General features: G+C 58.5%; 28 protein-coding genes. 16 read left to right on the plus strand and 12 right to left on the minus strand.

Annotation, left to right across the window (positions count from 1 at the left end; all coding sequences use genetic code 11):
- Positions 1–63: 63 nt before the first annotated feature.
- Complete coding sequence (gene phnC, locus ACR0IO_RS14235) at positions 64–885, minus strand: phosphonate ABC transporter ATP-binding protein (RefSeq protein WP_368669835.1); 822 nt, start codon at positions 883–885, stop codon at positions 64–66.
- 113 nt (positions 886–998) lie between these two features.
- Positions 999–2,033: a hypothetical protein gene (locus ACR0IO_RS14240; protein WP_480742300.1), complete on the minus strand. Its 1,035-nt coding sequence runs from the start codon at positions 2,031–2,033 to the stop codon at positions 999–1,001.
- 232 nt (positions 2,034–2,265) lie between these two features.
- Here ACR0IO_RS14240 and rpe point away from each other — a divergent pair, with 232 nt between their 5' ends.
- The gene (rpe, locus tag ACR0IO_RS14245; protein WP_480742301.1) at positions 2,266–2,955 is read left to right on the plus strand and encodes a ribulose-phosphate 3-epimerase; all 690 of its coding nucleotides are present in this window, start codon (positions 2,266–2,268) and stop codon (positions 2,953–2,955) included.
- 149 nt (positions 2,956–3,104) lie between these two features.
- Here rpe and ACR0IO_RS14250 read toward each other — a convergent pair whose 3' ends face one another.
- The gene (locus ACR0IO_RS14250; RefSeq protein WP_480742302.1) at positions 3,105–3,521 is read right to left on the minus strand and encodes a PaaI family thioesterase; all 417 of its coding nucleotides are present in this window, start codon (positions 3,519–3,521) and stop codon (positions 3,105–3,107) included.
- Between the two features lie 146 nt (positions 3,522–3,667).
- Complete coding sequence (locus ACR0IO_RS14255) at positions 3,668–5,761, minus strand: 3-hydroxyacyl-CoA dehydrogenase NAD-binding domain-containing protein (RefSeq protein ID WP_480742303.1); 2,094 nt, start codon at positions 5,759–5,761, stop codon at positions 3,668–3,670.
- Between the two features lie 199 nt (positions 5,762–5,960).
- On the opposite strand from ACR0IO_RS14255, the gene ACR0IO_RS14260 reads away from it, so the two are divergent.
- The 3 genes from ACR0IO_RS14260 (at position 5,961) to ACR0IO_RS14270 (ending at position 7,532) form a co-directional block, all read left to right on the plus strand.
- Positions 5,961–6,779, plus strand: a complete 819-nt coding sequence (locus tag ACR0IO_RS14260) for a cyclase family protein (protein ID WP_155148815.1) — start codon at positions 5,961–5,963, stop codon at positions 6,777–6,779.
- A 2-nt stretch (positions 6,780–6,781) separates the two neighbouring features.
- On the plus strand, positions 6,782–7,177 hold the full coding sequence (locus ACR0IO_RS14265; RefSeq protein WP_480742304.1) for a carboxymuconolactone decarboxylase family protein: 396 nt from the start codon (positions 6,782–6,784) through the stop codon (positions 7,175–7,177).
- Between the two features lie 136 nt (positions 7,178–7,313).
- A complete protein-coding gene (locus tag ACR0IO_RS14270) occupies positions 7,314–7,532 on the plus strand; it encodes a DUF1127 domain-containing protein (RefSeq protein ID WP_155148811.1) in 219 nt (72 codons plus the stop codon).
- Between the two features lie 14 nt (positions 7,533–7,546).
- Here the strand turns inward: ACR0IO_RS14270 and ACR0IO_RS14275 are convergent, their stop codons facing one another.
- From ACR0IO_RS14275 to ACR0IO_RS14310, 8 genes are read right to left on the minus strand one after another with little or no spacing between them, the layout of a single operon-like run.
- Positions 7,547–8,827, minus strand: a complete 1,281-nt coding sequence (locus ACR0IO_RS14275) for an aspartate aminotransferase family protein (RefSeq protein ID WP_480742305.1) — start codon at positions 8,825–8,827, stop codon at positions 7,547–7,549.
- 54 nt (positions 8,828–8,881) lie between these two features.
- Entirely contained in the window at positions 8,882–9,988 is a 1,107-nt protein-coding gene (locus tag ACR0IO_RS14280; RefSeq protein ID WP_480742306.1) for a mandelate racemase/muconate lactonizing enzyme family protein, read from the minus strand.
- Positions 9,985–11,091: a mandelate racemase/muconate lactonizing enzyme family protein gene (locus ACR0IO_RS14285; protein WP_480742307.1), complete on the minus strand. Its 1,107-nt coding sequence runs from the start codon at positions 11,089–11,091 to the stop codon at positions 9,985–9,987. Before ACR0IO_RS14285 ends, ACR0IO_RS14280 begins: the two co-directional genes overlap by 4 nt.
- A complete protein-coding gene (locus ACR0IO_RS14290) occupies positions 11,088–11,372 on the minus strand; it encodes a cupin domain-containing protein (RefSeq protein WP_480742308.1) in 285 nt (94 codons plus the stop codon). The genes ACR0IO_RS14285 and ACR0IO_RS14290 overlap by 4 nt, the downstream gene beginning before the upstream one ends.
- Complete coding sequence (locus ACR0IO_RS14295; RefSeq protein WP_480742309.1) at positions 11,369–12,475, minus strand: mandelate racemase/muconate lactonizing enzyme family protein; 1,107 nt, start codon at positions 12,473–12,475, stop codon at positions 11,369–11,371. The genes ACR0IO_RS14290 and ACR0IO_RS14295 overlap by 4 nt, the downstream gene beginning before the upstream one ends.
- Positions 12,475–13,071 (minus strand): dimethylsulfonioproprionate lyase family protein, encoded by a 597-nt coding sequence (locus ACR0IO_RS14300; RefSeq protein WP_480742310.1) that lies wholly within the window; start codon positions 13,069–13,071, stop codon positions 12,475–12,477. The genes ACR0IO_RS14295 and ACR0IO_RS14300 overlap by 1 nt, the downstream gene beginning before the upstream one ends.
- Positions 13,068–14,150 carry an alcohol dehydrogenase family protein gene (locus ACR0IO_RS14305; RefSeq protein WP_480742311.1) on the minus strand — a complete coding sequence of 361 codons (1,083 nt, stop codon included), beginning with the start codon at positions 14,148–14,150 and terminating at the stop codon, positions 13,068–13,070. Before ACR0IO_RS14305 ends, ACR0IO_RS14300 begins: the two co-directional genes overlap by 4 nt.
- Complete coding sequence (locus ACR0IO_RS14310; protein WP_480742312.1) at positions 14,147–16,600, minus strand: FAD-dependent oxidoreductase; 2,454 nt, start codon at positions 16,598–16,600, stop codon at positions 14,147–14,149. Before ACR0IO_RS14310 ends, ACR0IO_RS14305 begins: the two co-directional genes overlap by 4 nt.
- 68 nt (positions 16,601–16,668) lie before the next feature.
- Here ACR0IO_RS14310 and ACR0IO_RS14315 point away from each other — a divergent pair, with 68 nt between their 5' ends.
- The 12 genes from ACR0IO_RS14315 (at position 16,669) to paaD (ending at position 26,229) form a co-directional block, all read left to right on the plus strand.
- Positions 16,669–17,556, plus strand: a complete 888-nt coding sequence (locus ACR0IO_RS14315; RefSeq protein WP_480742313.1) for a MurR/RpiR family transcriptional regulator — start codon at positions 16,669–16,671, stop codon at positions 17,554–17,556.
- Positions 17,553–18,644, plus strand: a complete 1,092-nt coding sequence (locus ACR0IO_RS14320) for an aromatic ring-hydroxylating oxygenase subunit alpha (protein WP_480742314.1) — start codon at positions 17,553–17,555, stop codon at positions 18,642–18,644. Before ACR0IO_RS14315 ends, ACR0IO_RS14320 begins: the two co-directional genes overlap by 4 nt.
- Complete coding sequence (locus tag ACR0IO_RS14325; RefSeq protein ID WP_480742315.1) at positions 18,637–19,056, plus strand: GFA family protein; 420 nt, start codon at positions 18,637–18,639, stop codon at positions 19,054–19,056. The genes ACR0IO_RS14320 and ACR0IO_RS14325 overlap by 8 nt, the downstream gene beginning before the upstream one ends.
- Before the next feature lie 5 nt (positions 19,057–19,061).
- On the plus strand, positions 19,062–19,880 hold the full coding sequence (locus ACR0IO_RS14330; RefSeq protein WP_480742316.1) for an aspartate racemase/maleate isomerase family protein: 819 nt from the start codon (positions 19,062–19,064) through the stop codon (positions 19,878–19,880).
- A 54-nt stretch (positions 19,881–19,934) separates the two neighbouring features.
- Positions 19,935–20,675, plus strand: a complete 741-nt coding sequence (locus ACR0IO_RS14335; protein WP_480742317.1) for a sulfotransferase-like domain-containing protein — start codon at positions 19,935–19,937, stop codon at positions 20,673–20,675.
- A complete protein-coding gene (locus tag ACR0IO_RS14340; RefSeq protein WP_480742318.1) occupies positions 20,675–21,904 on the plus strand; it encodes a Coenzyme F420 hydrogenase/dehydrogenase, beta subunit C-terminal domain in 1,230 nt (409 codons plus the stop codon). The genes ACR0IO_RS14335 and ACR0IO_RS14340 overlap by 1 nt, the downstream gene beginning before the upstream one ends.
- Positions 21,897–22,289 carry a carboxymuconolactone decarboxylase family protein gene (locus ACR0IO_RS14345; RefSeq protein WP_480742319.1) on the plus strand — a complete coding sequence of 131 codons (393 nt, stop codon included), beginning with the start codon at positions 21,897–21,899 and terminating at the stop codon, positions 22,287–22,289. Before ACR0IO_RS14340 ends, ACR0IO_RS14345 begins: the two co-directional genes overlap by 8 nt.
- Before the next feature lie 191 nt (positions 22,290–22,480).
- Positions 22,481–23,683, plus strand: a complete 1,203-nt coding sequence (gene pcaF / locus ACR0IO_RS14350) for a 3-oxoadipyl-CoA thiolase (protein WP_480742320.1) — start codon at positions 22,481–22,483, stop codon at positions 23,681–23,683.
- A 15-nt stretch (positions 23,684–23,698) separates the two neighbouring features.
- Positions 23,699–24,691 carry a 1,2-phenylacetyl-CoA epoxidase subunit PaaA gene (gene paaA / locus ACR0IO_RS14355; protein WP_155148785.1) on the plus strand — a complete coding sequence of 331 codons (993 nt, stop codon included), beginning with the start codon at positions 23,699–23,701 and terminating at the stop codon, positions 24,689–24,691.
- 24 nt (positions 24,692–24,715) lie between these two features.
- Entirely contained in the window at positions 24,716–25,000 is a 285-nt protein-coding gene (gene paaB, locus ACR0IO_RS14360; RefSeq protein ID WP_155148782.1) for a 1,2-phenylacetyl-CoA epoxidase subunit PaaB, read from the plus strand.
- Positions 25,000–25,761, plus strand: coding sequence for a 1,2-phenylacetyl-CoA epoxidase subunit PaaC (paaC, locus tag ACR0IO_RS14365; protein ID WP_480742321.1), 762 nt, complete (start codon positions 25,000–25,002; stop codon positions 25,759–25,761). The genes paaB and paaC overlap by 1 nt, the downstream gene beginning before the upstream one ends.
- A gap of 6 nt (positions 25,762–25,767) precedes the next feature.
- On the plus strand, positions 25,768–26,229 hold the full coding sequence (paaD, locus tag ACR0IO_RS14370) for a 1,2-phenylacetyl-CoA epoxidase subunit PaaD (protein WP_155149166.1): 462 nt from the start codon (positions 25,768–25,770) through the stop codon (positions 26,227–26,229).
- Positions 26,230–26,236: the final 7 nt, after the last annotated feature.

A 26,236-nucleotide genomic window follows, 5' to 3' on the forward strand; every position in this document is an offset into this window, starting at 1 on the left:
TCTCTCCAGTTTGATTACCCCGACCTCTCATCGGGCCGGGCGATGAAAGGTGGTGGGGGTGGCTCAGATGGTGGCCTCGGCTTCCATCAGGGCCTTCTGGGTGGCGTCGAGCGTTTCGATCTCGGTCGATGTCGCCTCTTCCGAGAAGCTGGCGTCGGCGCCATAGATTTCGCGGGCAACCCCGGTGGTCAGCTGCTCGGGCAACCCGTCAAACACGATGCGCCCGTCGCGCATGCCAACCACGCGATCGCAATAGCGACGCGCGGTATCCAGCGTGTGAAGGTTTGCAATGACAGTGCGGCCGTCCTCTTCGTGGATACGGCGCAGGGCCTGCATCACGACCTGTGCATTCATCGGGTCCAGCGAGGCAATCGGCTCATCCGCAAGAATGATACTGGGATCCTGCATCAGAGCGCGTGCGATGGCGACGCGCTGCTGCTGGCCGCCCGACAAGGCTTCGGCCCGCTTAGGCGCATGCTCGGCAATGCCCAGGCGGTCCAGGATATCGATTGCCCGGTGGATATCCTCCATCGGGAACAGGTTGAACATTGTGGCCAGGGTCGAATGCCGGTTCAGCGTCCCGTGCAGAACGTTTGAGACAACATCAAGGCGGGGTACCAGATTGAACTGCTGAAAGATCATCGCACAGTCGGCCTGCCATGCGCGCTTGTCGCGACCTTTCAGTTGGGTGATGTCCCGACCTTCAAACAGAATCTGACCTTCACTCGAATCCGTAAGACGGTTGATCATCCGCAGCAGTGTCGACTTGCCTGCACCGGACCGCCCGATAATTCCGATCATGCAGGGCTTGTCTACATCAAGCGTCGCAGCATCCACGGCAACATTTTCGCCGAAGCGCTTGGTCAGTTTTTCTATGCGCAGCACGTGCCACCCCCAAATCGTGTTGGGGGGTCAGCTAAAGCTCGGAATCAACGGCTGTGTGTCACTGCGATGAAAGTTTTGTAACGGCGGCGGGCGTGCTGCCCATCAGCCAACGGTCAGATCAGTGCCAGCGCGACTGTATCTTCCGAGTGGATGTAAAACGGTGTTTGTGGGGCTCTTCCATCGACAGAACCAGCGAACAGGGCAGCAGGTGAAGGAATGTCACCGCTGATCTCGGCGTTCGCGTATCTTCGAATCCGTTCCGCCGGGTCCTCGGCCAGACCCATTGCCGCCAATGACAACTCCTGAGGCTCATAACCACCATTCGCGGCCCGCTCACAGATATCCGCGCAAAGATTCTCGCGCTGGCCACGCAGGTCTGCCCTGCTTTTACCTACAGTGCTGTCTCCGCCCAAAAGAACAAAAGCCATCGCCGCAGTAGCACGATCGCAATCTTGCTGCTGAACGATCCATCCGATGACAGGCAGCGCCGAATCCAGATCAGGGTTCATTCCCCGGATCAGTTCGGGCCAGAAATCCGGATCACGGTATTCTTCAAGCCAGTTGAGAAACCCATTGTCACCGATCGAGATTTCAAAACCCGGGTCGGGAAGGGTGTATCGCCTGTCAAGAAAACGCAGTTCGGCTGAGAGGGTCGTATAGACGAGGACTGCAATGAAATGCGGCAGGCGGGCTGCGCCCTCTGCATGCGGATAGGGCTTTAGATTCGACCAATTACCGAAATCGGTCAGATATTCATGATCGAGCATCGCACGATCAAGGGTCTTGCTACCCAGTTCTTCCATGTAGCTTCTGGCGCTGCGCTGAATGGACATGACCCAGCCGCTCAAATGCGGGTGGGCAGTCATCGCATCGATCACATCACCCTCATCCCCGTACATGGCAAGATGCGCAATACTCAGCGCTTTGCGCTCGATCGGTGCAAGACTTGCCCAATCGGGAATCAGCGAAAAGTCGGGTTTCTCCGCACCACTCACTTTTGCCCGAGCCATGATCAGCCCGATTGGCAACCAGCACATCATTTTTCGGCCACGTTTACTGAGCTGTTTTGAGTAGAGCACATCCTTCCGGCCTTTTTCGTAGTTGGCCTGCACCTGCGCGTCTTTTCTGGATGACCTGTAACCGAACACTGCCCGTTCCCCGAATTAATTCATCTCTTCATATAGTTATGAAGATACGGGTCAGACAATCCGAGTACAGGTCCTAAGTCCTCAACTGAAATCAGAATGTGCGGTGAACAGCACAGGTTGTTGCAGACCAATGCGCAGCCCCACAATGTACCGCGTTAACGCAGATACGACTGTCCGCGACTGCAAAAACCACCTATATCAGCCGCAACGCACTCCAATCCACGAGGCCAGCATGAGCTTTGACCGCAGCATCAAGATCGCTCCGTCGATCCTTTCCGCCGATTTCGCCAATTTCGGGCAGGAGATTCAGGCCATCGAGGCGCAGGGCGCTGACTGGGTCCATATCGACGTGATGGACGGGCACTTCGTTCCGAACCTGACCTTTGGTCCGCCAGCAGTAAAAGCCTTTCGGCCACATGTGAAAACCGTGATGGACGTGCATCTGATGATCACTCCGGTCGACCCTTACATTCAGGCCTATGCCGACGCCGGGGCCGATATCCTGACCGCCCATGTCGAGGCCGGACCACACACCCACCGCACGCTGCAAGCAATCCGGGCAGCCGGGATGAAAGCCGGTGTCGCACTGAACCCCGGCACTCCGGCCGAAGCGGTTGAGCATCTTCTGGACCTTGCAGATCTTGTCTGCGTGATGACGGTGAACCCGGGATTTGGCGGTCAGAAATTCATCGACATGACCGACAAGGTCCGCCGGCTGCGGTCCATGATCGGAGACCGCCCGATCCACATCGAAATCGATGGCGGTGTCGACCCAAAAACCGCCCCACTGGTCGCAGCCGCTGGCGCTGATGTTCTGGTGGCCGGTTCAGCGGTCTTCAAGGGTGGCTCCGTATCCAATCCCGAGGTGTATGGCGAAAACATCCGCGCCGTTCGTGCGGCGGCAGAAACGGCGCTCGATTAACATCAGCGCTCTCCCGCCAGTCGTTAATGTTCCTGACGGAACATCTCCGTCTGTTGGGCCCGGCAGCGCGCAACGCGCGATGCCGGGCCCAAAACCACTGGCTGGATTGGTAAAGCCAAAGTCGCGCGGACGCGAACGAACTCCGTGCTTTATCTTGCGGAACCGCGCTTGAACACTCCTGCTGCCGTGGCGATCAAAACCCCATCCTCACTGTGCAGTTCTCCGTGGATATGGGCCAGCTTGCGTCCGCCTCCTGACGGTCGTCCCACGGCGGTCACCCGGCCGCTTCTGATTGCTGCAACGTAGCTGGTGTTGAGCGAAAGCGTCAGCACCATGGGATGCTCTTCGCGATCAAACCAGGCAGAAGCCGTATTCCCACATGCCACATCCAGCAACATGGCAATGATACCGCCATGCAGGATGCCCTGACTGTTCAGGTGATCCTCACGGATCGTAAGGTGACAGCGAACACATCCCTTGGGGTCGGACAAATCAATCTCGAACCCGACCGCATTCTGGCAACCGGACCGCCGGACCCGTGGGTGATCTCCGTCATTCTGTTTCAAGTGCACTCCACCGCTCCGTACATAAACTGCGAGCCAACACTGCGATCAGCCAATGCGTTTTGCAATACGGCTACGAAGTGGACGGCGTGCAGCCACGCCTTCCATCGAGACTACACCTGACGCTCTCGCCAGCCGACGGTAGATTCTCAACCAGCTTTGTTCAGACCGTCAAATGTACGCCCTTCGGTCACCAACTGCTCCAGCAAAGGTGCCGGTTGCCAGAAATAGTCATCTTCCTCCGACCAGTTCCGGATATCTGACAACACCCCGGCCAACCCTTGCAGATCAGCCCATTTCAGCGGCCCGCCGTGATAGCGGGGAAATCCGTAACCATAGAGCAGCGTCACATCCACATCCAACGGACGGCGCGCGATACCTTCACCCACGACCCTAGCAGCCTCATTGACCATGGCGGTCATATAGCGGCGCACAATTTCTTCATCAGAAAACACCCGCGGCGTGATACCCTGCGCCGCACGATCCGCCTCGATCAACGGCATCACATCCGGGTTCGGCACGCCGCCGCGCTTGCCGTTCTCGTATATGTAGTAGCCCTTGCCGGTCTTTTGACCGAAATGCCCGTCCTCGCACAGCTTGTCTGCGTATGAGCTGTCGCGTGCACGTGGATCCATCCCCTCGGCCCGACGACGCTTGCGCCCCGCCCAACCGATATCTAGTCCCGCCAGATCCGACACCGCAAACGGCCCCATGGCAAAACCGAAATCCGTCAGCGCTTTGTCGATCTGATAGGGGCTGGCACCGTCCAGAACCATGTGATCGGCACAGGCGCGATAGGTATTCAGGATACGGTTGCCGATAAAGCCGTCACAAACCCCCGCCCGCACTGAAACCTTGCGCAGCCGCTGACCCAGGGCAAACCCGGTTGCGACCACGTCAGGCGCGGTTTTGTCCGCGACCACGATCTCCAGCAGTTTCATGACATGCGCGGGCGAGAAGAAATGCAGCCCGATCACATCCTCTGGCCGGCTGGTCATTGCCGCGATCTCGTTCACATCAAGATATGAGGTGTTGGTCGCCAGAACCGCACCCTTTTTGCAGACCTCATCCAACTGGGTGAAGACCTGCTTTTTGACCGCCATGTCCTCGAACACGGCTTCGATCACCAGATCAACGCCGCTCAGCGCATCATAGCCGGTGGCAAGCTCAAGCTTGTTCTCCAGAATGTCGTCGTGGTGGTCCTTGCTCAGCTTTCCACGCTTCACGGCCCCGGCCAGATTTCCTGCAATCCGCTCCTTCGCAGCAATTGCAGCCTCATTGGACATTTCCAACAGAACCACGGGTAACCCCGACAGCAAAGCCGCCGTGGCAATCCCTGCACCCATCGTTCCGCCACCGATCACACCGATCTGATGCACCATTCGCGGGTCCACGTCTTTCAGTTCCGGCAGCTTTCCAACAGCGCGTTCGGCGGCAAAGGCATGCCTCAGACCCTTGCTCTGATCTGACACCAAAAGATCCTGGAAAAACTCTCGCTCACGCGCCATGCCGTCCGCAAAACTCTCGGCTTCGCAGCAGGCCTGCACAGCGCGCACCGCGACCGCCGGAGACAGCTGACCACGGCCTTTCTTCAACACGGAATCATAGACGGAATCGAAATCTACCGGATCAGGAACAGGCAATTCGCCGACGGCGCGGCGTGGCGCATCCATGTCCAGCAACTCCCGGACGTAGGCCAGCCCGATGTCGCGCGGTTCGCCGTCCTCAACCTTATCGACAACGCCCAGCTTCAGGGCCTCATCAGCCTGCACCTGCCGTCCCGTGGTGATCACATCCAATGCGGCCTCGACACCAGTAATGCGGGGCAGACGTTGCGTCCCGCCTGCACCGGGAATGATTCCCAGCTTGACCTCGGGCAGTCCGACTTTGGCCGAGGGGACAGCGATGCGATAATGGCAGGACAATGCAACCTCCAGCCCGCCTCCCAACGCCGTTCCATGCAGGGCTGCGACGACAAGCAAAGGAGACGCCTCGATCCGATTGCACAGCGATGGCAAAAAGGGTTCCAGAGGTGGTTTGCCGAATTCACGAATGTCTGCCCCGGCAAAAAAAGTCCGGCCTTTGCCGTAAATCAGAACGGCCTTTGCCCCCTCGGTTTCGGCGCGTTCTATCCCGGCCAGTAGGCCACGACGCACGTCAACACCCAGCGCATTGACTGGCGGGTTGTTTGCCGCAAGCACCGCGATTTCGCCGATACGTTCATATTCTACTGCCTGGGACATCAGCCCTGTCTCCTCTTTCAAATCAGCATTCACGATGCATGATTTCGCTATGCGGAATTGTATTTCGCAATAAATTGAACGCACCGAAAGGTATGTTCAACCCCATAAAGGGGACAATCGGGGATTCGTGCTAGGTTGATCAGCGTATCCGGCGCAAACTCCGGACCTACAGAGAATTTTTAGAACAGGGAGCTTTATTATGTGTGATGTTTGCGTGATGAACGCCGTGAAAGACAGAATGCTGTCCCGGCGGTCATTTTTCAAAGGCGGTGCTGCAATGGCCGCCGGAGCGACACTGGGAACTGCAGCCGGGACACCTGCAATGGCTCAGGGCCATGGCGAGGTTGTGGACATGACCCATGTCTATGACGCCGAATTCCCGACCTATTTCGGGGAACCCGGGATCGAGGCGACCCAGGCCTTCAATTTCAAGGACCATGGCTTCAATCTGTTCAACCTGGCTGTGAACGAACACACCGGTACGCATATTGATGCCCCGCTACACTTCTCTGCCGATGGTCAGTCCGTCGATGAAATCCCGGTCTCAAATCTGGTTTGCCCGCTATGCGTTGTGGATATCGCCGAGCGCGCGCAGGATGACCCGGATACGCAGGTCACACCTGATGATCTGAATATCTGGATCGACACCAATGGCCCGTTCCCCGAAAGGTTCTGCATTGCCATGCATTCCGGCTGGGGGCCCAAAACCGCAACCCCCGGCTTCAGGAATGCCGACGGCGAAGGCAAGATGCATTTTCCCGGCTTCCACGTCGAAGCCGCGCAGATGCTGATGGAAGACACCGGGGCCATTGCGATGGCCGTTGATACGCTGTCGCTGGATCACGGGCCGTCGGCTGATTTCGCAACCCACTATGCGTGGTTGCCAACCAACCGCTACGGTATCGAGAACCTTGCAAATCTCGACAAGGTTCCGGCCACGGGCGCAACGCTGGTTGTTGGCGCTCCAGCCCATCGGGGTGGCTCTGGCGGCCCGGCCCGCATCTTTGCGATGGTCTGATCATGGCAACAGTTCGCCTTTTGACGGACGAAGACGTCAGCGCCGAGGCGCTGGCGGTCTTTGAAGATATTCGCGCCACCCGAGGCACGGAATACATCAACAACTTCTGGCGCGCGCTAGCCCATGACCCCGATCTGTTGCACGCGACATGGAACCGGTTGAAAACAGTGATGGCACCGGGTGCGCTTGATCCGTTGGTCAAGGAACTGCTTTATGTCGCCGTATCCACGGCAAACAACTGCGAATACTGCGTCCATTCACATTCTGCAGCCGCACGCGCCAAGGGCATGACGGACGAGATGTATGGCGAGTTGCTTGCAGTTATCGCAATGGCAAGCCAGACCAATGCACTGGCAACAGCCCTGCAGGTGCCGCCAGACGAGGTGTTTTCGGCCTGAACCCGCCCGTAAATCTGGCATTTCCAATGCAGATTTGCACGAAACGCACAGCGGCTATTCGCAAACGCGGCTAGCTGCACCGCAGCACAGAGCTTAAGTTCCCCGCGTCTGTTTCAGACCAAAAGGGGAACTGCTCATGGCACATTCCACATCTCACCGTTCAGCCGTCATGAACCTGCTGGCGGTCGTCGGCGATATCTTCAACGGTATCTACGAGGCCCTGATCAGCGTTGGAGAAGCCAATGCAAAGGTCCTCAGAATCAAGGCCCTGCACGAGCTGACCGACGAAGAGCTTGCAGCCCGCGGCATCCAGCGCGAGGACATTGTGCGCCTCGTTATGGCAGACGTGTACTGAGCCCCGCCTGCCCGCTACATTTCGGCAACCGCCTGTGCGGCCTTGGCATAGGCGGCTTCACACAGTTCGAAATCAGCGTCCGTCAGCGCCAGTGACGGATAGGTCTTGCCTGCCGATTTGAACATGCCGTTTTGCATCAGGACCGCATTGAACTTCGCGCCTTTGGCCGTATCCGCACCAAACACATCGCGATAATCGCGAATCTCACCATTGGTGAACACGATCTCGAACAGGGTACGGTCTCCGACGATCCGATGCGCGATGCCATGCGTGTCCAGCGCTGCCTTGGCCATATCCATCAGCCGCTGCCCATTGGCCCGCAGCAGGTCGAACTGACCATCCCGCTTCAGCACTTCCATCGTCTTGAGGCCCGCGACCGCTGCAACCGGGTTACCGGACAGCGTACCCAGCTGCATCAGCCACTTATCGGCCCCGACAGCAGCCTTGTCGAAATGCGCCATGATATCAGCGCGTCCCGCAATCGCGGCCAGCGGAAAGCCCCCGCCGATGATCTTACCGAGTGTCGCCACATCCGGCGTCACGCCATACAGCTCCTGCGCTCCGCCATAGGCAAAGCGGAAACCGGTGACAACCTCATCAAAGATCAGCACGATACCGTATTTGTCCGCCTCTTCCCGCAGCAGCTGCAGGAATCCGGGCTCGGGCGGGATGATCCGCTGCAGCGGTTCGACAATGATCCCGGCGACCTCGTCCCCATGTTCAGCCAGCAGCGAACGGATGTAGTCCGGATCGTTGAACGGCGCGATCAGCATCTCAGCCTGAACGCTTTCAGGAATGCCCGCGCTGTCCGGAACCGCCTGCGGGAAGTTTACCATCCGATCTGGTGCAAGGCTCATCTGCGCCTCGGCGCTCATCCCGTGATAACCGCCTTCGAATTTCACGATCTTGTCGCGACCGGTAAAGGCGCGGGCCAGACGGATCGCGTACATATCCGCCTCACCGCCGGATGAGACATAGCGGATCTGCTCGGCGCATGGGACAGCGGAGCAGATCTCTTCGGCCAGTTCGATGGCGCGGGCATTATTGGCAAAAAAGGTCATGCCCTTTGGCATCTGTTCGGCAACGGCTTCCAGAACCTCCGGGTGACCATGGCCCAGCAACATCGGACCCGATCCGATCAGAAGATCGACATATTCCTTGCCATCCTCGTCCCAGACCCGGCTGCCCTGCCCATCGCGAATAAAGATCGAAGGGTCAAAGTTCCCGAACCCGCCACCCGGCAGCACAGCTTTGGCGCGCTCGATCCAGTCAGTCTGTGAGATGATTTTGTCCATGTGATCCGTTCCTCTGGCGTTCGGCTATGTCAATTTTGACCAAAGAGTCAAATTTCAGTCAAGGACCATATCCGGTTCAGGCAATGCATGCCGGTCCGGCGCAACCCCAAGCCCAGCCTCCTCAGGCGGCGCAATACGTCCATCCTTTCGAACCGGCCCCATCGGGGCGAGGCGAGGCGCAACATAACCCGACAGGTCACACACATTCATCACCCTCGCCGGGTCGGTAGACGCTCCTAGATGCAACAGGGCAGCGGTGGTGATATCCGATCCCCACGTATCCTCGATGCACATCTTTGCACCCAAATGCTGGCACAGATCACGCGCACAGCGCGAGGCGGACAAGCCACCGAATTTCGACAGTTTCACCGCCACCGCATCCATGCACCCCTTGGCGTGGGCCTCAAGCAAGCTGGCGGTATCATGGGCGCTTTCATCCATCTTCATCGGCAACCCGGTCGCCGCGCGTACACGGGCGCAATCGTCTATCGTTGCACAGGGTTGTTCCAGCATGACATCAAGATCAGCCACGGCCCGGCCCACCCGGGTTGCATCCAGAGAAGTAGCCCCGCAGTTCCAGTCGCCATAGACCAATGGGCCCTCGCCCACCGCCTCGCGCACCAGCCGCAACCGCGCGACATCTGCCTGCCAGTCCCCATCAGCGCCCAGCTTGACCTGAAACTGCCGTATGCCCTGATTCTGCGTTTCCTGTGCGATCCGGGCCATCTCGTCAGGTGCGATGCAGGTGATCGAATGATAAAGCGGCATCGTCTCTGCACGCCGCCCGCCCAGCAAGGCATAAAGCGGCAGACCTGCGACCTGCCCGGTCAGGTCCCACAATGCAATATCGATGGCAGACTTGGCATATACATGCCCCTGCAAATGCCGGTCCAGCTGCGCCATCAACGCCTCAGGCCCGACCGGATCGGCGCCCAACAGGACAGACGCCATCTCCTGCACTGCAGGCGCCACACCTCGCGCATAGGCTGGCAGATAGTGCGGGATCGGACAGACCTCTCCCCAACCTGTTCGCCCATCATCGGTATCCAATGCCAGAACTACGGTCTCGACCGTGTCACATGTTTTGCCATCGGCCATGTAATAGGCCTCGTGGCTGGTCAGTGGCACATGCCACAGCGATATGCGCTTAATTTTGGTCATTGATATACCGCCACCGGATCGCCCAACGTCTCTTCATCAGGATGTACACCAAGGCCCGGAGCTTCTGGCAGGTGCAAATGGCCCTCGACATTGCGTGGACCACGCCCACCCGCGATATCGACCGTGATCATATCCTGACACGCCCAGACCGCATGGCAGTTGTCATCGGGAATGGTCGCCGACAGATGCAATGCTTCGGTATCCGCCAGAACCGTGCCGCCGGTAGCCATGACGAAGATATCGATCCCATGCGCAAGGGCGATATCCCGCATCCGCGCCGCCTTGGTCAGCCCGCCAACCCGGTTGAGCTTGATCCCAAAGACTTCAGCCAATCCATCGCGGGCAATCCGCGCAGCATCCTGCAGAGTCACCAGGCTTTCATCCACAGAAACAGGCGACCCATGGCGGCCCGAGATTGCGGCGATATCATCGAGTGTCTCGCATGGCTGTTCGAACATCACGTTCAGGTCTTCACAAGCGGTCATGACCCGCAAGGCCTGCTGACGGGTCCAGCCCCGGTTCACATCATAAAGTACGATCTCGCCGGGTTTCCGGATGCTTTCGACATCCCGGACCCGGGCGATATCGCGCTCGACATCGCCGCCGATCTTCACGGAATGCGCGATATATCCGCGACTGCGGTACCGCTCCATCACGTCACGGGTTTCGTCCACCGTCTTGGCCCCGACTGACGAAGCAATCGGGCGCGGCGTGCGGGAGCCACCGCCCATCAGATCGGCAATCGGCAAACCTGCAGCCTGCCCGGCAATGTCCCAGCATGCCATGTCGATGGGGCTTTTGGCATACAGATGCCCCGGCAAGGCGATATCCATCGCCCGCTCCACATCCAGCACCCGGCGTGGATCAAGGCCCATGACAAACGGCGCCATCGTCTCGATCCCGGCGCGAATGCCGGGGCCATGTGCGGGCACATAGGTATGCCCCCACGGCGTACCCTCACCCCAGCCTGTCAGCCCAGCATCGGTTTCGATCTTGACCAGAGTCGCGTCCAGAACCTCGAACTTCAACCGTCCGCCGGACAACCAATAGGGATGTTCCAGTGGCAAATCGACGTGATAGACCGAGATGCGGGTGATCTTCATTTCAGCTCCACTTCGACAAAAGACATGGGTGCAGGTCCGGCATTGATGACGTTGTGCTCGACACCTTCATCCCGGCGATAGGCCGTTCCGGCCGGAACGGTGACATCCTTTGCGGTGCCATCGGGTTGCTCCAGACGCATATGACAATCGGTCACGGCGGTGATGACATAGTCCATCGTATGGCGATGCCAGCCGGTTTCCGCCCCGGGGGCAAAATCGAGCCGCGTTACCCGCACGCGGTCATCGTCGATCATCACGGTTGCAATGGCCTGCTCTGTCATGCGCTGAACTCCTCTACCGGATCACCCAAGCTGTCGAAATCCGGAACCACGCCGAGGCCGGGCGTCTCGGGTGCATACAGTTTCCCGTCACGCGCCGTTGCCCCGCCAATACCGGTCGACCGGGTGTTGTAATTCATAAGGTCCGTGGTGTTGTGCAGGTATTCGTGTGGCGTTGTTGCCGCGAAATGCGCCAGCGCCGCTGTTGTGATCTCACCACCCCAGGTGTCTTCGGCGACCACGGGGATGCGGTTCTCGACCAGATAGTCGCGCACCCGCTTTGCTTTGCTCAGGCCACCAAGGTTCGAGATTTTCAGACATACCAGCTCCGCTGCATGATCCGCCACGATGCGCTGTGCCATGTGCACGCCGGTCACGCATTCGTCCAGCTTCATCGGCAGATCGATGCGGGCACGGACCTGCATGCACTCCTCATAAGTGCGGCAGGGTTGTTCAAAGATGTAGTCCAGATCCCGCGTCTCCCGCGCCACCCGCAGAGCATTGTCCACCCGCCAGCCCTGATTGGCGTCGGCCATAGCCTTCTCACCAGATTTCAAAAGGGGAACGGTCGAACGAATGCGGTCAATATCCGCAACCCAATCGCCACCGACCTTGATCTGAAACTGCCGATAGCCCTGTTCGCGGTACCGGTCCATCTCAGCAATGGTCTCCTCAGTCCCCTTTTGCGGCGCGACCCTGTACATCGGCGCACCGTCCGTCAGCTTGCCGCCCCAAACCGCATATAAAGGGGCGTTCAGCGACTGCGCGAGAACATCCCAGCAGGCCGCATCAAACGGGGACTTGGCATAGCCATGCCCCTGCACCAGATGATCCATGACCTGTTCGATCCGCGCCACGTTGCGTGGGTCTTCTCCCAACAGTTGCTGCGCGACCAGCCGGGCCAGTGCCGGCACTCCTTCGGAATGGGCCACCATGTAATTCTCGCCGCAGGGCGTGAACTCACCACAACCCTGCAAACCCGCATCCGTATCGACGACAACGACTGACGCCGTGGCCGTCTCAATCGCATTCCCCGCGCCCCAGACATAAGCACCGCCCACATAGGGCAGACCGGTCTGGAAAATACGGATACGGGTGATCTTCATCAGGCAACGTCGCGTTCTGTCAGAACCGGAGGGGATTCCAAATTGTTGCGCCACAGCACATAGGCCATGACCGGATGATCCCCGGTCCGCATGGCGTGCGGTTGATTGCTGGCGTGGAAGGAGTGATCGCCGGGCCGCAGCGTTTCCGGCTCGTCACCTTCACGCATGAACTCGGCCTCACCCGCCAGAACCAGATACATCTCTTCGGCAGGATGATGATGCCAAGGGTAATAGAGGTTGGGCGGCATATAGACCACATAGCTGCTCATCTGCGCGCTCAGCCACGGACCACCCTCACCGATCAGCGTGTAGCAGGCAAACCGATCCATGAAATCCTGGCCGATATCCGTGCCCTTATAGGTCTCGCGCCATTGCGCCACCGGGCTGGCCGCAACAAAAGCATCGCGAAACTCTGCCAAGGCATCCGAATAAAGACCGGTTTCACGGCTCAGAATATCCGCAGCCGGGATGTGGAATGGCTCTACAGGCTGTTCACGCAGGTCATCCGGAAAAGGACAGAACTGAGTTAGACAGGTCTGACTGCCATGCGCGGTACGCGCCTGTTCCAGTAGATTTTCAAATGCAGGTCGGGTCACGGGATCACCACAATGTTGCCGGTATGAGACTTGTCGATAAAGGCCTGCTGGGCCTCTCTCAGTTCAGCTAACGGGTATGTGGCGGCCAAAGCTGGCCTGATTTGTTCATTCTCTATGTATTTCACGACATCGAAAAAGTTCTCGGGCGTGTTCACCGTCGAGCCGGTAAAGGTTAGATCGCGCAGGTAGAATGTCCGCAGATCGAACTCGACCAACGGCCCCGCAATGGCACCGGAACAGGTGTACCGCCCGCCGCGTTCCAGCATATCGATCAGCTTTGGCCACATGGACCCGCCAACCACATCCGCAACAACGGTGACTTTCTCACCCTTCAGTTCTGCTCTCAGGTTCTCGGGGCTGCGTGGCAAAATTCGATCCGGTCCCAGTATGGCCACGTCCCCGTGTTTGGCCTCGCTCGCCATGGCGATCACCCGCGCGCCGCGCAGCTTGGACAGCTGGATCAGCGCACCGCCGACACCGCCTGAAGCGCCGGGGATCAGCACAGTATCCCCCTCACCCACACCGGCCCGGTCCAGCATGCCTTCGGCGGTGACATAGGAACAGCTGAACGTCGCAAGCTCGGCATCGCTCAGATCAGTTTCGATCGCAGCGACACCACGCACATCCGCCTTGGTGTACTCTGCAAACCCACCGTCACATTCCGATCCGAAGTATCCCGCCTTGTCGCGGTTCATCGGCTCGTTCCAGTCGCGCAGCCAGCCTGCCACGATGACACGCTTGCCGATCAGGCTTTCATCAGCGCCTTCGCCAATGGCAACAACCGTACCAACCGCATCGGCGCCCTGAATGCGCGGAAAGGTCAGTGGCGCACCGCCCCAGGTGCTGTCTTCATCGTCCACTTCAGAATAGGCACCACCGGTCGTGGCCTCGTCCACCGCTTTCGAGTACCAGCCGGTGCGCGTGTTTACGTCCGTATTGTTTAACCCACAGGCACCGACCTTTATCACCACCTCCATTTGACCCGGCTGGGGTGTCGGCCAGTCCTCGTGCCACTCATACTTGTCCAGATCGCCATGGCCGGTCAGAACCATGGCCTTCATCGTTGCCGGAACATTCATTCTGCGGCCTCCATGGCAATATCGGTTCGCGGCAAGACGCTTTGCGGGTCATATGCAGGCTCACCCAGAATGCGCCCTTTACGCGCATTTCCAGCGATCACGACCTCAATCTCGGTACCCGGCACATTGGCGTGCGGTTTGATATAGGCAAAGGCAAGGATCTTCCCGACCGTGTGCCCGTAGGCAACTGAAGCGGTTGATCCGACAACCGTACCGTCCAGCAGAACCGCCTCTCCTCCATGCCCGTCTTCGATGCCATCGGGTTCGATTTCCAGATAAGCACACACCCACGGCAGATCGGTATTCAGAGTCTTGTCCTTGCCTAGATAATCCTTGTCTGTGCGGGCAAAGCGTAGGACATCCGCCTCGGCAAGCGTCACCTCATTGGTCAACTCACCAGCACCCTTAAAGCCCTTCTCCATTCGCAACGCATTCATCGCGAAGGAGCCATAATCGGTGATACCGTGAGGCGCACCGGCCTCCCAAAGCGCATCATAAACCGCCAGCGTGCTGTCGCGCGGAATGTGCAGCTCCCATCCCAGCTCACCGGCATAGGACATACGGAACGCCCAGAGCTTGTGCCCAGCCACTTCGATCTCTTGCGCGGTCAGCCATTTGAATCCAGCATTGCTGAGGTTGGCATCCGTACAGGCCGCCAGAACCTCGCGCGCCTTGGGGCCGTTCAGGCTCAGCGCGGCCCAATCATTCGAGCGCAGTATGATTTCGACATCTTCGTCGGCGCGTTGATGATTCAGATGATCCAGCAGGCGTTGTTCAAAGAAGGCAGCACAAACAAGATAATACCGGCCTTCATCCAGTTTCACTACCGTGGTTTCCAGCTCGATCCGCCCCAGGCGGTTCAGCATATGGGTCAGGGCGATGCCTCCAACCTTTTGCGGCAGACGGTTGGCAACCAGACGATCCAGAAGTGCTTCGGCATCCGGGCCAGAGACCTCGACCTTAGTGAAAGCCGAAATATCCATAATACCCACCGCCTCGCGCACGGCCTTGCACTCGGCACCCACCATGTCGTGAACCACGTTCCGGCGGAATGAATAGTGATCGCGCTGTTCGACACCATCTTTGGCAAACCAGCGCGGGCGTTCATGGCCATAGACCTCTTCGTAGACCGCGCCCTTTTCCTGCAACCGTTCGTAGAGAGGCGAGGGTTTGATCGGGCGACCTTCCAGACGGTTGAAATGCGGAAAGGGAATCTCGTGGCGCAGCTTGTAATCCTCATGCGCCTTGGTGACTTGCCAGTCCTTGGTGGCGTAAGATCCAAATCGGCGCGGATCATACTCGCGCATCGAGATATCCGCTGCACCATGCACCATCCAGCGCGCCAATTCGCGGGTCAGTCCCGGCCCCCAGCCGATACCGATTTGCGTCCCGCAGCAGCACCAGTAGTTCCGGACCCCAGGCGCAGGACCAATCAGCGGGTTGCCATCCGGCGGGTGCGAAATCGCGCCGTGCACCTCGCGCTGAATGCCGAGCTCGGCAAAGATTGGCATCCGATTCAGGCTTTCCTCAAGCCATGGCATGATCCGGTCATAATCAGCGTCGAACAGCCAGTTCTCGTAATCCCAAGGGCAATGATCGTGCCAGACGGAATTCGAGTTCTCTTTCTCGTAAATCCCGATCAGCCCGCGCTTTTGCTCCATCCGGATGTAGCCGGAAACTTTCTTGTCATCGCGGATGACCGGCAATTCCTTGTCCAGCCCTTCGAACTCGGGCACCGGTTCGGTCACGAAATAGTGGTGTGTCATCGAGGTCATCGGCAGTTGCAATCCCGACCACTCGCCCATCTGACGGGCATAGGTACCGCCTGCATTCACCACATGCTCACACCGGATCGTGCCCTTCTCAGACTCGACCACCCATTCGCCGTTTTCGGCCTGCGTGATGTTCGTCGCCCGGCAATGACGGATGATCTTCGCCCCCAACTGACGCGCGCCGGCAGCCATCGCCATCGTCACATTGGTCGGGTCCACATGGCCGTCATCGGGTGTGTGCAGCGCGCCCAGTACGCCTTCGAGATTGTAGAACGGGTGCAGCTCGGCCACCTTTTCCGGCCCCACCAGTTCGATGTTGAACCCCAGCGACCGGCCCACCGACAGCGTGTGGCGTAGCCAGTCCATCTCGTCCTCGGTATAAGCCAGCCGGAAGGACCCGCAGCCGTGCCATGTCACTGCCTGACCTGTCTCGGCCTCCAATGCGCCGGAATACAGGCCAATGTTGTAATCCACACATTTGCCCAGCCCGAAGGAGCTAGTCGAATGGGTGATCTGACCGGCCGCATGCCACGTGCTGCCGCTGGTCAGTTCGGCCTTTTCCAGCAGGACCACATCGGTCCAACCTTCATGTGCCAGATGATAGGCCAGACCGACCCCCATGACACCTCCGCCCACGATCACCACGCGGGCCTGTGACGGCAGTTCCTTCCCGGACATGATTTTTCCTCTTCCCGAGTCGCGTTTCTGCTCGACAGGCTAATTCCACAAATGTACCATCGTCAATCATGAATGACACAAATGTATCATCAACCGTTCTGGACCGCCTGACCGAAGAGTGGGACGCCCTGACGCCCGAGGCGCAGAAGGCCGCGCGCTATGTGCTGGAAAACCCCACGGATGTTGGGGTTTCAACGGTGCGCGAGATCGCCGAGGCCGCCAATGTCAAACCCAACACTTTTGTTCGGATGGCACGTCAGGTGGGCTTCGAAGGGTACGAGGATTTCCGCGCCCCGTTCCGCGATGCGATTCGGCGGGGCACCGTGTCGTTTCCTGACCGCGCCCGCTGGCTGCAGGACATTGGCAAGTCAGGGGATCTGGGCGGTCTTTATGCCGATATGATTGGCGCGGCGATCCGCAATATCGAAGAGACCTTTGCAGGGATTGACGCCACATCCCTGAAAGCAGCTGCTGAAGATATCTGGAACTGCCGCCAGATTTTCACGCTGGGCGTGGGCGTCAACAATTCGAATGCACGCAACTTCACTTACCTTGCCTCAACGGGAATGAAGCAGTTTCATGCCATCCCGCGTCCCGGATCGACTCCGGTGGATGATCTGGCTTGGGCTGACCAGCAGGACGTGCTGATCGCGATCACCTGCCACCCCTATCGCACCGAAGTCATCGAGGCCATCAAGCTGGCTCGGCAACAGGGTCTGACCGTTGTCGGCATTTCCGACAGCCCGGCCAGCCCTGTGATCCTGAACGCCCATCACGGCTTTGTCGTCGCCGCCGATACGCCGCAATTCTTTCCGTCATCCGTTTCGACCATCGCGTTGCTGGAAACGCTGCTGTCTTTCGTGATCGCAGTATCCAGCGATGAAATCGTCGAGCGGGTGGAACGGTTTCATCAACGCAGACACCAACTTGGCCTCTACGCGGAGGAGCCCGAATGAACGCACCCCTGACCCACTCACTGGACGCCCGGTATTACACTGATCCAGCGATCTTCGAGCAAGAGATGCAGGGTTTACTGGCCCGAACGTGGCAATTCGCAGGTCACGTCGCTCAGGTGCGCGAGACAGGGGACTACTTCGCCTTCGAGATTGCTGGACAGAACCTTTTTTGCATTCGCGGCCGCGACGGGGAAATCCGAACTTTTTACAACGTCTGCCAGCACCGCGCACATGAGATGGTGACGGGCGCAGGCAACACTCGGGTCGTGGTCTGCCCCTACCATGCCTGGACTTATGAGCTGTCCGGTCAATTGCGCGCCGGGCCGAACATCAAATCTGTCCCCGGGTTTGACCGCAGTGCGATCTGTCTGACCACGGTCCGAACCGAAGTGTTCAACGGATTCATTTTCGTCAATCTCGACGATGACGCCGCGCCGATGGATGAATGGTACCCCGGCGTGCGCGAGGAAATCCGCGCCTTTGTTCCGCATATCGACGATCTGGAACCACTGGAATGGGTCGAGATCCCCGAGAACTGTAACTGGAAGGTCAGCATCGAAAACTACTCAGAATGCTATCACTGCCCGACCAATCACCCGACCTTTGCGGAAGGCGTGGTCAAGCCCGAGACCTATGACATCCAGCCCGACGCAGGCGGTGGCTACGTCCTGCGCCACACGACTGAATGCCAGAGCCTCGACAAGATGACCTATCCCATCGACCTGTCAGTACCGCACGCGGGCGATTATCAGTCATGGTTCCTGTGGCCGATGTTCTCGTTCCAATGCTACCCCGGAAATGTGCTAAACACCTATCACTGGCGCGCGGTGGATGCCGATCACTGCACCGTCTGGCGCGGCTGGTATACCGAGGGCGGCTCGGAAAGCGCGGTGATCCGGCAACTGGCCGTACAGGATCGTGAAACCACGGTCGAGGAAGACATACAACTTGTGGAAAGCGTCCACCGCGGCCTGAAATCCCGCGGCTACCGCCCCGGCCCGCTGGTACTGGACCCCGGTTGCGGCGTGATGTCGGAACACTCGATCGCCCGCCTGCAGCAATGGATGCGCGAGGCCGTGGATGGCTGAACTAAGGGGAAACTGCATGTGTGGGGCTGTGACGTGGTCCTCAAGCGGGCCGGTCACTCGCCGCCTGTCCTGCCATTGCGGTGATTGCCAAAAGGCAACCTCCTCGCCCTTCACCACCTTCGTCGGTCTTCCGCCTGAAGCCGTCGAATGGGTGGGTGACATCCATCACTTTGAAAGCTCGCCCGGCACCTACCGTGGCTTCTGTCCCAAATGCGGCTCGCGGCTCTATTTCCGATCCGACAAATGGCCCGGCGAAATCCATATCCACGCTGCAACGCTGGATGACGCATCCGGCTACACCCCCGACGCCCATGTGGTCATGGGCAGCGCGGTCTCGTGGCTGGAACTGGCGGATAACATCCCCAAACATCAATCCTTTCAGGCCGATCCCACCGAAACAGACAAGGAGTAACCCCCATGCTCATGCCCGGCGAATGGCGCCCGGAACACAAGCTGTTTCCGTATCAGGTGGGCTTTACCTCGCCACCCTTCGACTTTGATGCCGCCCCGTCGGATTTTCTGCGCATGTGCCCCGAAACGGTCGGCGTGCATGGCTGGATGTTGCATGTGCCCGACTATGTGCACGGGCTGGACCAGCGCAAAAAGAACTTCGGGATGCTGGACGACTTCGTCCACTGCATGTCCCGTAATGGGGTCGATGTCTGCGGTCAGGTCGGCTCGAACTGGGTGCACGCCTGCGGGCTGGGGGTCGAGGGCGTGCGGCAGCATTGCGAGGACTTGTCTGACAAGCACGGCATCCGCTTTCACATGGCAGGCTATGCCATGGTCGAGGCCCTGCGTGAGATGAACATCGAAAAGGTGGCGCTGAACGCGGCCTATCACTGGCCCGAATGGTGGCGGGGTACTGCCGGGTTTCTGAAAGAGGCCGGGTTCGATGTGCTCTGGGCGGGCAACTTTCACGATCAGGGCTGGTTCGACAGTCAGGAAGAGGTCAATTCCTGGCGCTGGGTGTTTGACGGCGATCTTGCGCTAAAGAGCTTTGAATACGTCGCCGACAAGGCACCGCAGGCCGATGCGATTCTGATTAACGGAATGTGCAACTTCCGAACGGGTCCGGGCGGTCTGCCGCAACGGCCGCTGCATCTGGCCGATCAGTTGGAGACCGCCTTGGGCAAACCCGTGATCGGCCACGACATCGCGCTTTACTGGCGTATCTTCAAATCCCTCGGGCTGGCGCCGGACACGCCGCACGGACAGTTGCTCCGGCGTCTGTAAGTCCGAAACAGAGCTGTACAAACCGAACCATCGCCAATCAGGAACAGGTACAAAATGCACAAAATCCTCGCCCTCTGGGCCGTTCCCCGTTCTACCTCGACCGCGTTCGAATGGATGATGCGCCAACGCGGCGATCTTGAATGTTTGCACGAACCCTTTGGCGAGGCATGGTATCAAGGCGAGGAACCCCTTTGGCATCGCTTTCAGCCGGGCGAGAAAACCACACCGGGCCTGACACTCGAAAGTGTTTGGGATGACATTCAGGAAAAGGCCAAGGCTGGACCAGTTTTCATCAAGGATTTTCCCCATTATATCAACCACATGTGGGATTCGGAGTTCCTGTCCAAGTTTGACCATGCCTTTCTGATCCGCGATCCGGCCAAAACGATTTCTTCGATGTACAAGCAATGGCCGGACTTTGCCGAAGGGGAGGTTGGCTTTCCCGAACAGCGCGCGCTATTCGATCTTTTGACGGCGCTCAACGGCGCGCCACCCCCCGTGATCGACAGCGATGATCTGTTGGAAGATCCGCATCGCATGACAGAGAAATTCTGCGAATCCACTGGCATACACTTCATCGAAGACGCCCTGACCTGGGAGGCCGGAGGCGATCCGTCGGCCCACAGCTGGTGGGATGGCGGGTCATTCCATGGCAATCTCGCTAAGTCCACAGGCCTGAAACCCCAGCCACGCAAGCACATCTCGATCGATGAAGCGCCGGAGCGGGTAAAGCAGGTGCACCGTCGGATGAAGCCACATTACGACCACCTCTACAAACACCGATTGACGGCGTGATGCGTCAACCAGAAACAATTGGCGCAGTAGTCGAAACAGGCCTTTGCATCGGCTGCGGATTGTGCGAGGCGATTGCACCGGACAGATGGACCATGCGGATGACACCTGAAGGGCGGCTGCGTCCTGCATCCATTGCCTCTGACCCGATGGCCGACGCAGAAATTCTTGCCGCATGTCCGGGCGCTACTGTCGAAGCAGACACTTCGACGGCGCCGTTCCAGGATAAGGTTTGGGGTGGCTACACTTCTATGACGCGTGCTTGGGCCAAGGACCCCGACACACGGTTTCGGGCTGCAACTGGCGGCGTGCTGACTGCGCTGGGGATGTGGTTGCTGAACTCCGGTCGCGCTGAGTTCATTCTGCACTGCGCCGCTGATCCTGACGCCCCGATGCGCAGCCGCTGGGTCATCAGCGACCATGCGGAACAAGTATACAGGCGCGCCGGATCCCGATATGGACCAAGCGATACTCTGGCCGGGCTGGAAAAGGCCCTTAGCCGCGGACAACGCTTTGCCATCATTGCAAAGCCCTGCGATGCCAACGCAATTCGGGCGCGCGCTAAAACCGACCCGCGGCTAGATGATCTGCTGATCGCAGTTCTTGTCATGGTGTGCGGGGGAGCCTCGGACCTTGGCAAAAGTCACGCAGTTCTGGAAGAGTACGACCTCAAGGAAAAAGAGGTGACTTTGTTCCGGTATCGCGGGTTCGGCAACCCCGGACCGACACGGATCGAAACCCGCGACGGACGTGCTTTTGAAAAAACCTATCTGGATATGTGGGCCGATGAGTCTGGTTGGCGCATCCAGACACGATGTAAACTTTGCCCGGACGCGATCGGAGAAGCGTCCGATCTGGCCGCAGCAGATATCTGGCCGGGTGGTGCACCAACCGGCGAGGATGCGGGGTTCAACGGAGTTATCTGTCGTACCGCAAAAGGTCAGGCCTTGATGGACGCAGCGATTGCCGACGGCGCGTTGGCAAGCGACAAAGCATTTAGTCCGCGTGATTTTGACGACTTTCAACCTCATCAAGTGAACAAGAAACACGCGATTGCCGCCCGCCTGCGTGGACTAAGCAAGGCCGACGCCCCGGTTTACCATCACGCAGGCCTCAGGATTGATGTGCTGGACGCCGCCGATGAGAGAGAAGAAGATGGCGCCGAACAGCGCTTTCGTTCAGGACGTTTCGCAGAAAACACGCCAGACCCAACGGAGACCAAACATGGCTGATATCTTTGATGAAGACCTTTTTCTGAAGGGCCTTGAGCAACGTAAGGGAACATTGGGTGCCGATTACGTTGAAAATAACCTGGCAGCTGCTGACGAGTTTACCCGCCCCTTTCAGGAAGCCATGACAGCCTGGTGCTGGGGTTTTGGCTGGGGCGATGACGTGATCGACGCCAAGACCCGTTCGATGATGAACCTGTCGATGATCGGCGCGCTTGGGAAGATGCACGAATGGGAACTGCATTGCCGAGGTGCGATCAACAACGGCGTCTCGAAAGAAGAGATCAGGGCCATCATTCACGTTGTCGGCATTTATTGCGGCGTACCTCAGGCGCTGGAGTGCTTCCGGGCCGCTAGAAAGGTTCTGACAGAGGCCGGACAACTCTGAAACACGACTTGTGAACCTGTTGAAGCCCGTCCTATGGCGGGCTTTTTCTTTGTCAGGCAATTATATGTTACTAAATTTATCATCGCTGGACGATTGTGTTACATTTTACTTGCCGCGAATCGAAACCTAACGTAATACCCGACCAAGCGGTCACTTAATGACGCCCTACGCAAGACCGGAGGTTCTGACGAATGGACGCTTTTATCTGCGATGCTCAACGTACGCCTATTGGGCGATATGGCGGCGCGCTAAGTCAGGTACGAACGGATGATCTGGCTGCAATTCCAATTGCCGCATTGAAAGAGCGTAACCCGCAGGTGGACTGGGCCAGCCTCGACGATGTGATCTATGGCGATGCCAACCAGGCGGGTGAGAGCAACCGGAACGTGGCGCGGATGGCTGCCCTTCTGGCTGGTTTGCCGGTGGACGTACCCGGAACTACGATCAACCGTCTTTGTGCATCAGGTATGGATGCAGTCGGCATGGCGGCCCGGGCTATCAAGGCAGGGGACTATGATCTTGCCATTGCAGGCGGCGTTGAAAGCATGTCACGCGCGCCCTTTGTGATGCCCAAGGCAACCAGTGCGTTCACCCGTGCTAACGCAGTCTATGACACGACCATCGGCTGGCGTTTCGTGAACAAGAAGATGCACGAGATGTACGGCACGGATTCGATGCCGCAAACAGCTGACAACGTGGCTGAAGACTATGACATCAACCGCGCCGATCAGGATTCCTTTGCAGCGCGCAGCCAGGCCCGGTGGGCCGCAGCTCATGAAGCTGGTGTTTTCAAAGAAGAGATCACTCCGATCACCATTCCCCAACGCAAGGGCGACCCTATTGTGGTGGATACGGACGAACATCCGCGCCCGGGAACGAGTGCTGAAAAACTGTCTGGTCTCAAAGGTGTAAATGGTCCCGACAAGACCGTTACTGCCGGTAATGCCTCGGGTGTGAATGATGGGGCTGCCGCAATTCTGCTGGCGAACGAGGCTGCTGCAGCGAGCAATGGCCTGACCCCGATTGCCCGTGTGGTAGGCATGTCTGTGGCGGGCGTCGCGCCCCGCGTTATGGGAATTGGTCCGGTTCCGGCCAGCCGCAAGGTGCTGGCACGCGCCGGACTCACCATCGACCAGATGGATGTGATAGAATTGAACGAGGCCTTCGCATCTCAGGGTCTGGCCACCCTGCGTGAACTTGGCGTTGCCGATGATGCACCCCATGTAAATCCCAACGGCGGCGCCATCGCCATTGGTCACCCTCTGGGTATGTCTGGCGCGCGGCTGGTCATGACAGCCGCTTATCAATTGCAACGGACCGGTGGTCGCTATGCGCTGTGCACCATGTGCGTGGGCGTAGGCCAGGGTGCCGCACTTATTCTTGAACGCGTGTAAGGGAGGAGACCTCACATGTATGCTCAGATGGTCAAAACAGCAGGAACAGGCGTCAAATCTCAGGACGAAATGTCCGATCAGGAACGCGCCTTTCAGGAAAAGATCGATGCTGACATCAAGATCGAACCCAAAGACTGGATGCCAGACGATTACCGCGCAACGCTGATCCGCCAGATCGGCCAGCACGCACACTCTGAAATTGTGGGCCAATTGCCTGAGGGCAACTGGATCACACGCGCTCCAACTCTGGAACGCAAAGCGATCCTGCTGGCAAAGGTACAGGACGAAGCCGGTCATGGGCTATATCTTTACTGCGCAGCGGAAACTCTGGGCGTCAGCCGCGATGAGATTACCGAGATGCTGCTGGACGGACGCATGAAGTATTCATCCATCTTCAACTATCCGACCCTGAACTGGGCCGATATCGGCGCGGTTGGCTGGCTGGTTGATGGTGCTGCGATCATGAACCAGGTGCCGTTGCAGCGGACGTCTTATGGCCCTTACTCCCGCGCAATGATCCGGATCTGCAAGGAAGAAAGCTTCCATCAGCGTCAGGGCTATGACGCGATCCGCAAGATGGCAGAGGGTACACCGGAACAGCGCAAGATGGCGCAGGATGCGCTGAATCGTTTCTGGTACCCGTCATTGATGATGTTCGGCCCATCCGACAAGGAATCCGTGCATTCTGCCCAGTCGATGGCCTGGAAAATCAAGATCAATACCAATGACGAGTTGCGCCAGAAATTCGTCGACCAGACCGTGCCACAAGCTGAATATCTTGGCCTTACCGTCCCTGATCCGAACCTGAAGTGGAACGAGGAACGCGGGCATTACGACTTTTCCGAGCCTGATTGGTCCGAGTTCTTTGCCGTGATCAAGGGCAATGGCCCCTGCAATGTTGATCGTCTGGCAGCACGCAACAAGGCCTGGGACGACGGGAAATGGGTTCGCGATGGCTTGCTGGCCCATGCCCGCAAGAAACGTGCCAATAAACTGGCCGCCGAATAACCCCACTTAAAAGGAGGACACCTGATGAAAAACGAATGGCCCCTTTGGGAAATCTTTATCCGCGGTCAGCACGGCATGAGCCACCGCCATGTCGGCTCACTACATGCACCAGACGCGGAAATGGCAATCAAGAACGCCCGTGACGTCTATACCCGTCGGAACGAGGGTGTTTCGATCTGGGTAGTGGAGGCCAACAACATCACGGCCAGCTCACCCAGTGACAAAGGCCCTTTGTATGAGCCGAGCGAAAGCAAGGTTTACCGGCACCCAACCTTCTTTGACATTCCCGATGAAGTGGGAGCCATGTGATGACTCGCGACGAGGCACTACAGCAATTCCTGCTGCGGATGGGGGATAACACACTGATCCTTGGCCACCGCGTCAGCGAGTGGTGTGGGCACGCACCGGTTCTGGAAGAAGATATCGCATTGGCCAATACCGCACTGGACCTGATCGGTCAGACTCAGATGTGGCTTGGTCTGGCTGCCGAAATTCAGGGCGAAGGCCGCAGTGCCGATGATCTGGCTTTTCTGCGGGACGCGTGGGACTTTCGCAATGTTCTGATGGTCGAGGTGCCTAACGGCGATTTTGGCCGCACAATGATGCGCCAGTTCCTGTTTGATGCGTGGCATTCGATCATGCTGGGCCGGTTGATGACATCCTCGGATGAACGGGTTGCCGCGATAGCAGCCAAGGCCAGCAAAGAGGTGACTTATCATCTTGAGCGTTCCGGCGACACGGTCGTCGGGTTGGGTGATGGCACTGAAGAGAGCCACGCCCGGATGCAGGAAGCACTGGATTATCTGTGGCCATATGTCGGCGAGATGTTCGCCAGCGATGATGTGGATGCCGAAATGGTCGCTGCAGGTGTTTCACCTGATCCGGCCGGTCTGCGCGAAGAATACGACGAACTTGTATCCCGCATCCTGACCGAGGCAACCCTGATCATCCCCGAAAGCCGCTTTGCCCACAAAGGCGGACGTGATGGGCGGATGCATACTGAACATTTGGGGCACCTGCTGACTCAGATGCAGTGGCTGCAACGCGCCTATCCCGGAGCCAGCTGGTAAATGATGATGGCACGCGCAACGACTGATCAGATCTGGGGATGGCTGGATGCTGTTCCCGACCCCGAGATCCCCGTGATCTCGGTGGTGGATTTGGGCATTGTGCGTGACGTTCAGTGGGATGCGGACACGCTGAAAGTGACCGTAACGCCAACCTATTCCGGCTGTCCGGCAACCTCGGTTATCAGTATGGATATCGAAACGGCACTACGCGATCACGGGATCGACGACATCCGTGTCGAAACCAGCATCTCTCCAGCCTGGACCACGGACTGGCTGAGCGACAAGGGCCGCACAAAGCTCGAAGAATATGGGATCGCCCCTCCGCAACCTGCGGGCGGACCAGAGCGCTGCCCGAATTGCGGCAGCAAGGCCGTCGAAAGGGTCAGCCAATTCGGCTCGACCCCGTGCAAGGCGCATTGGCGCTGCACCGATTGCCTGGAACCCTTTGACTATTTCAAGTGCATCTAGGGAGGAC

It is taken from the genome of Ruegeria sp. CE12, assembly GCF_056537525.1.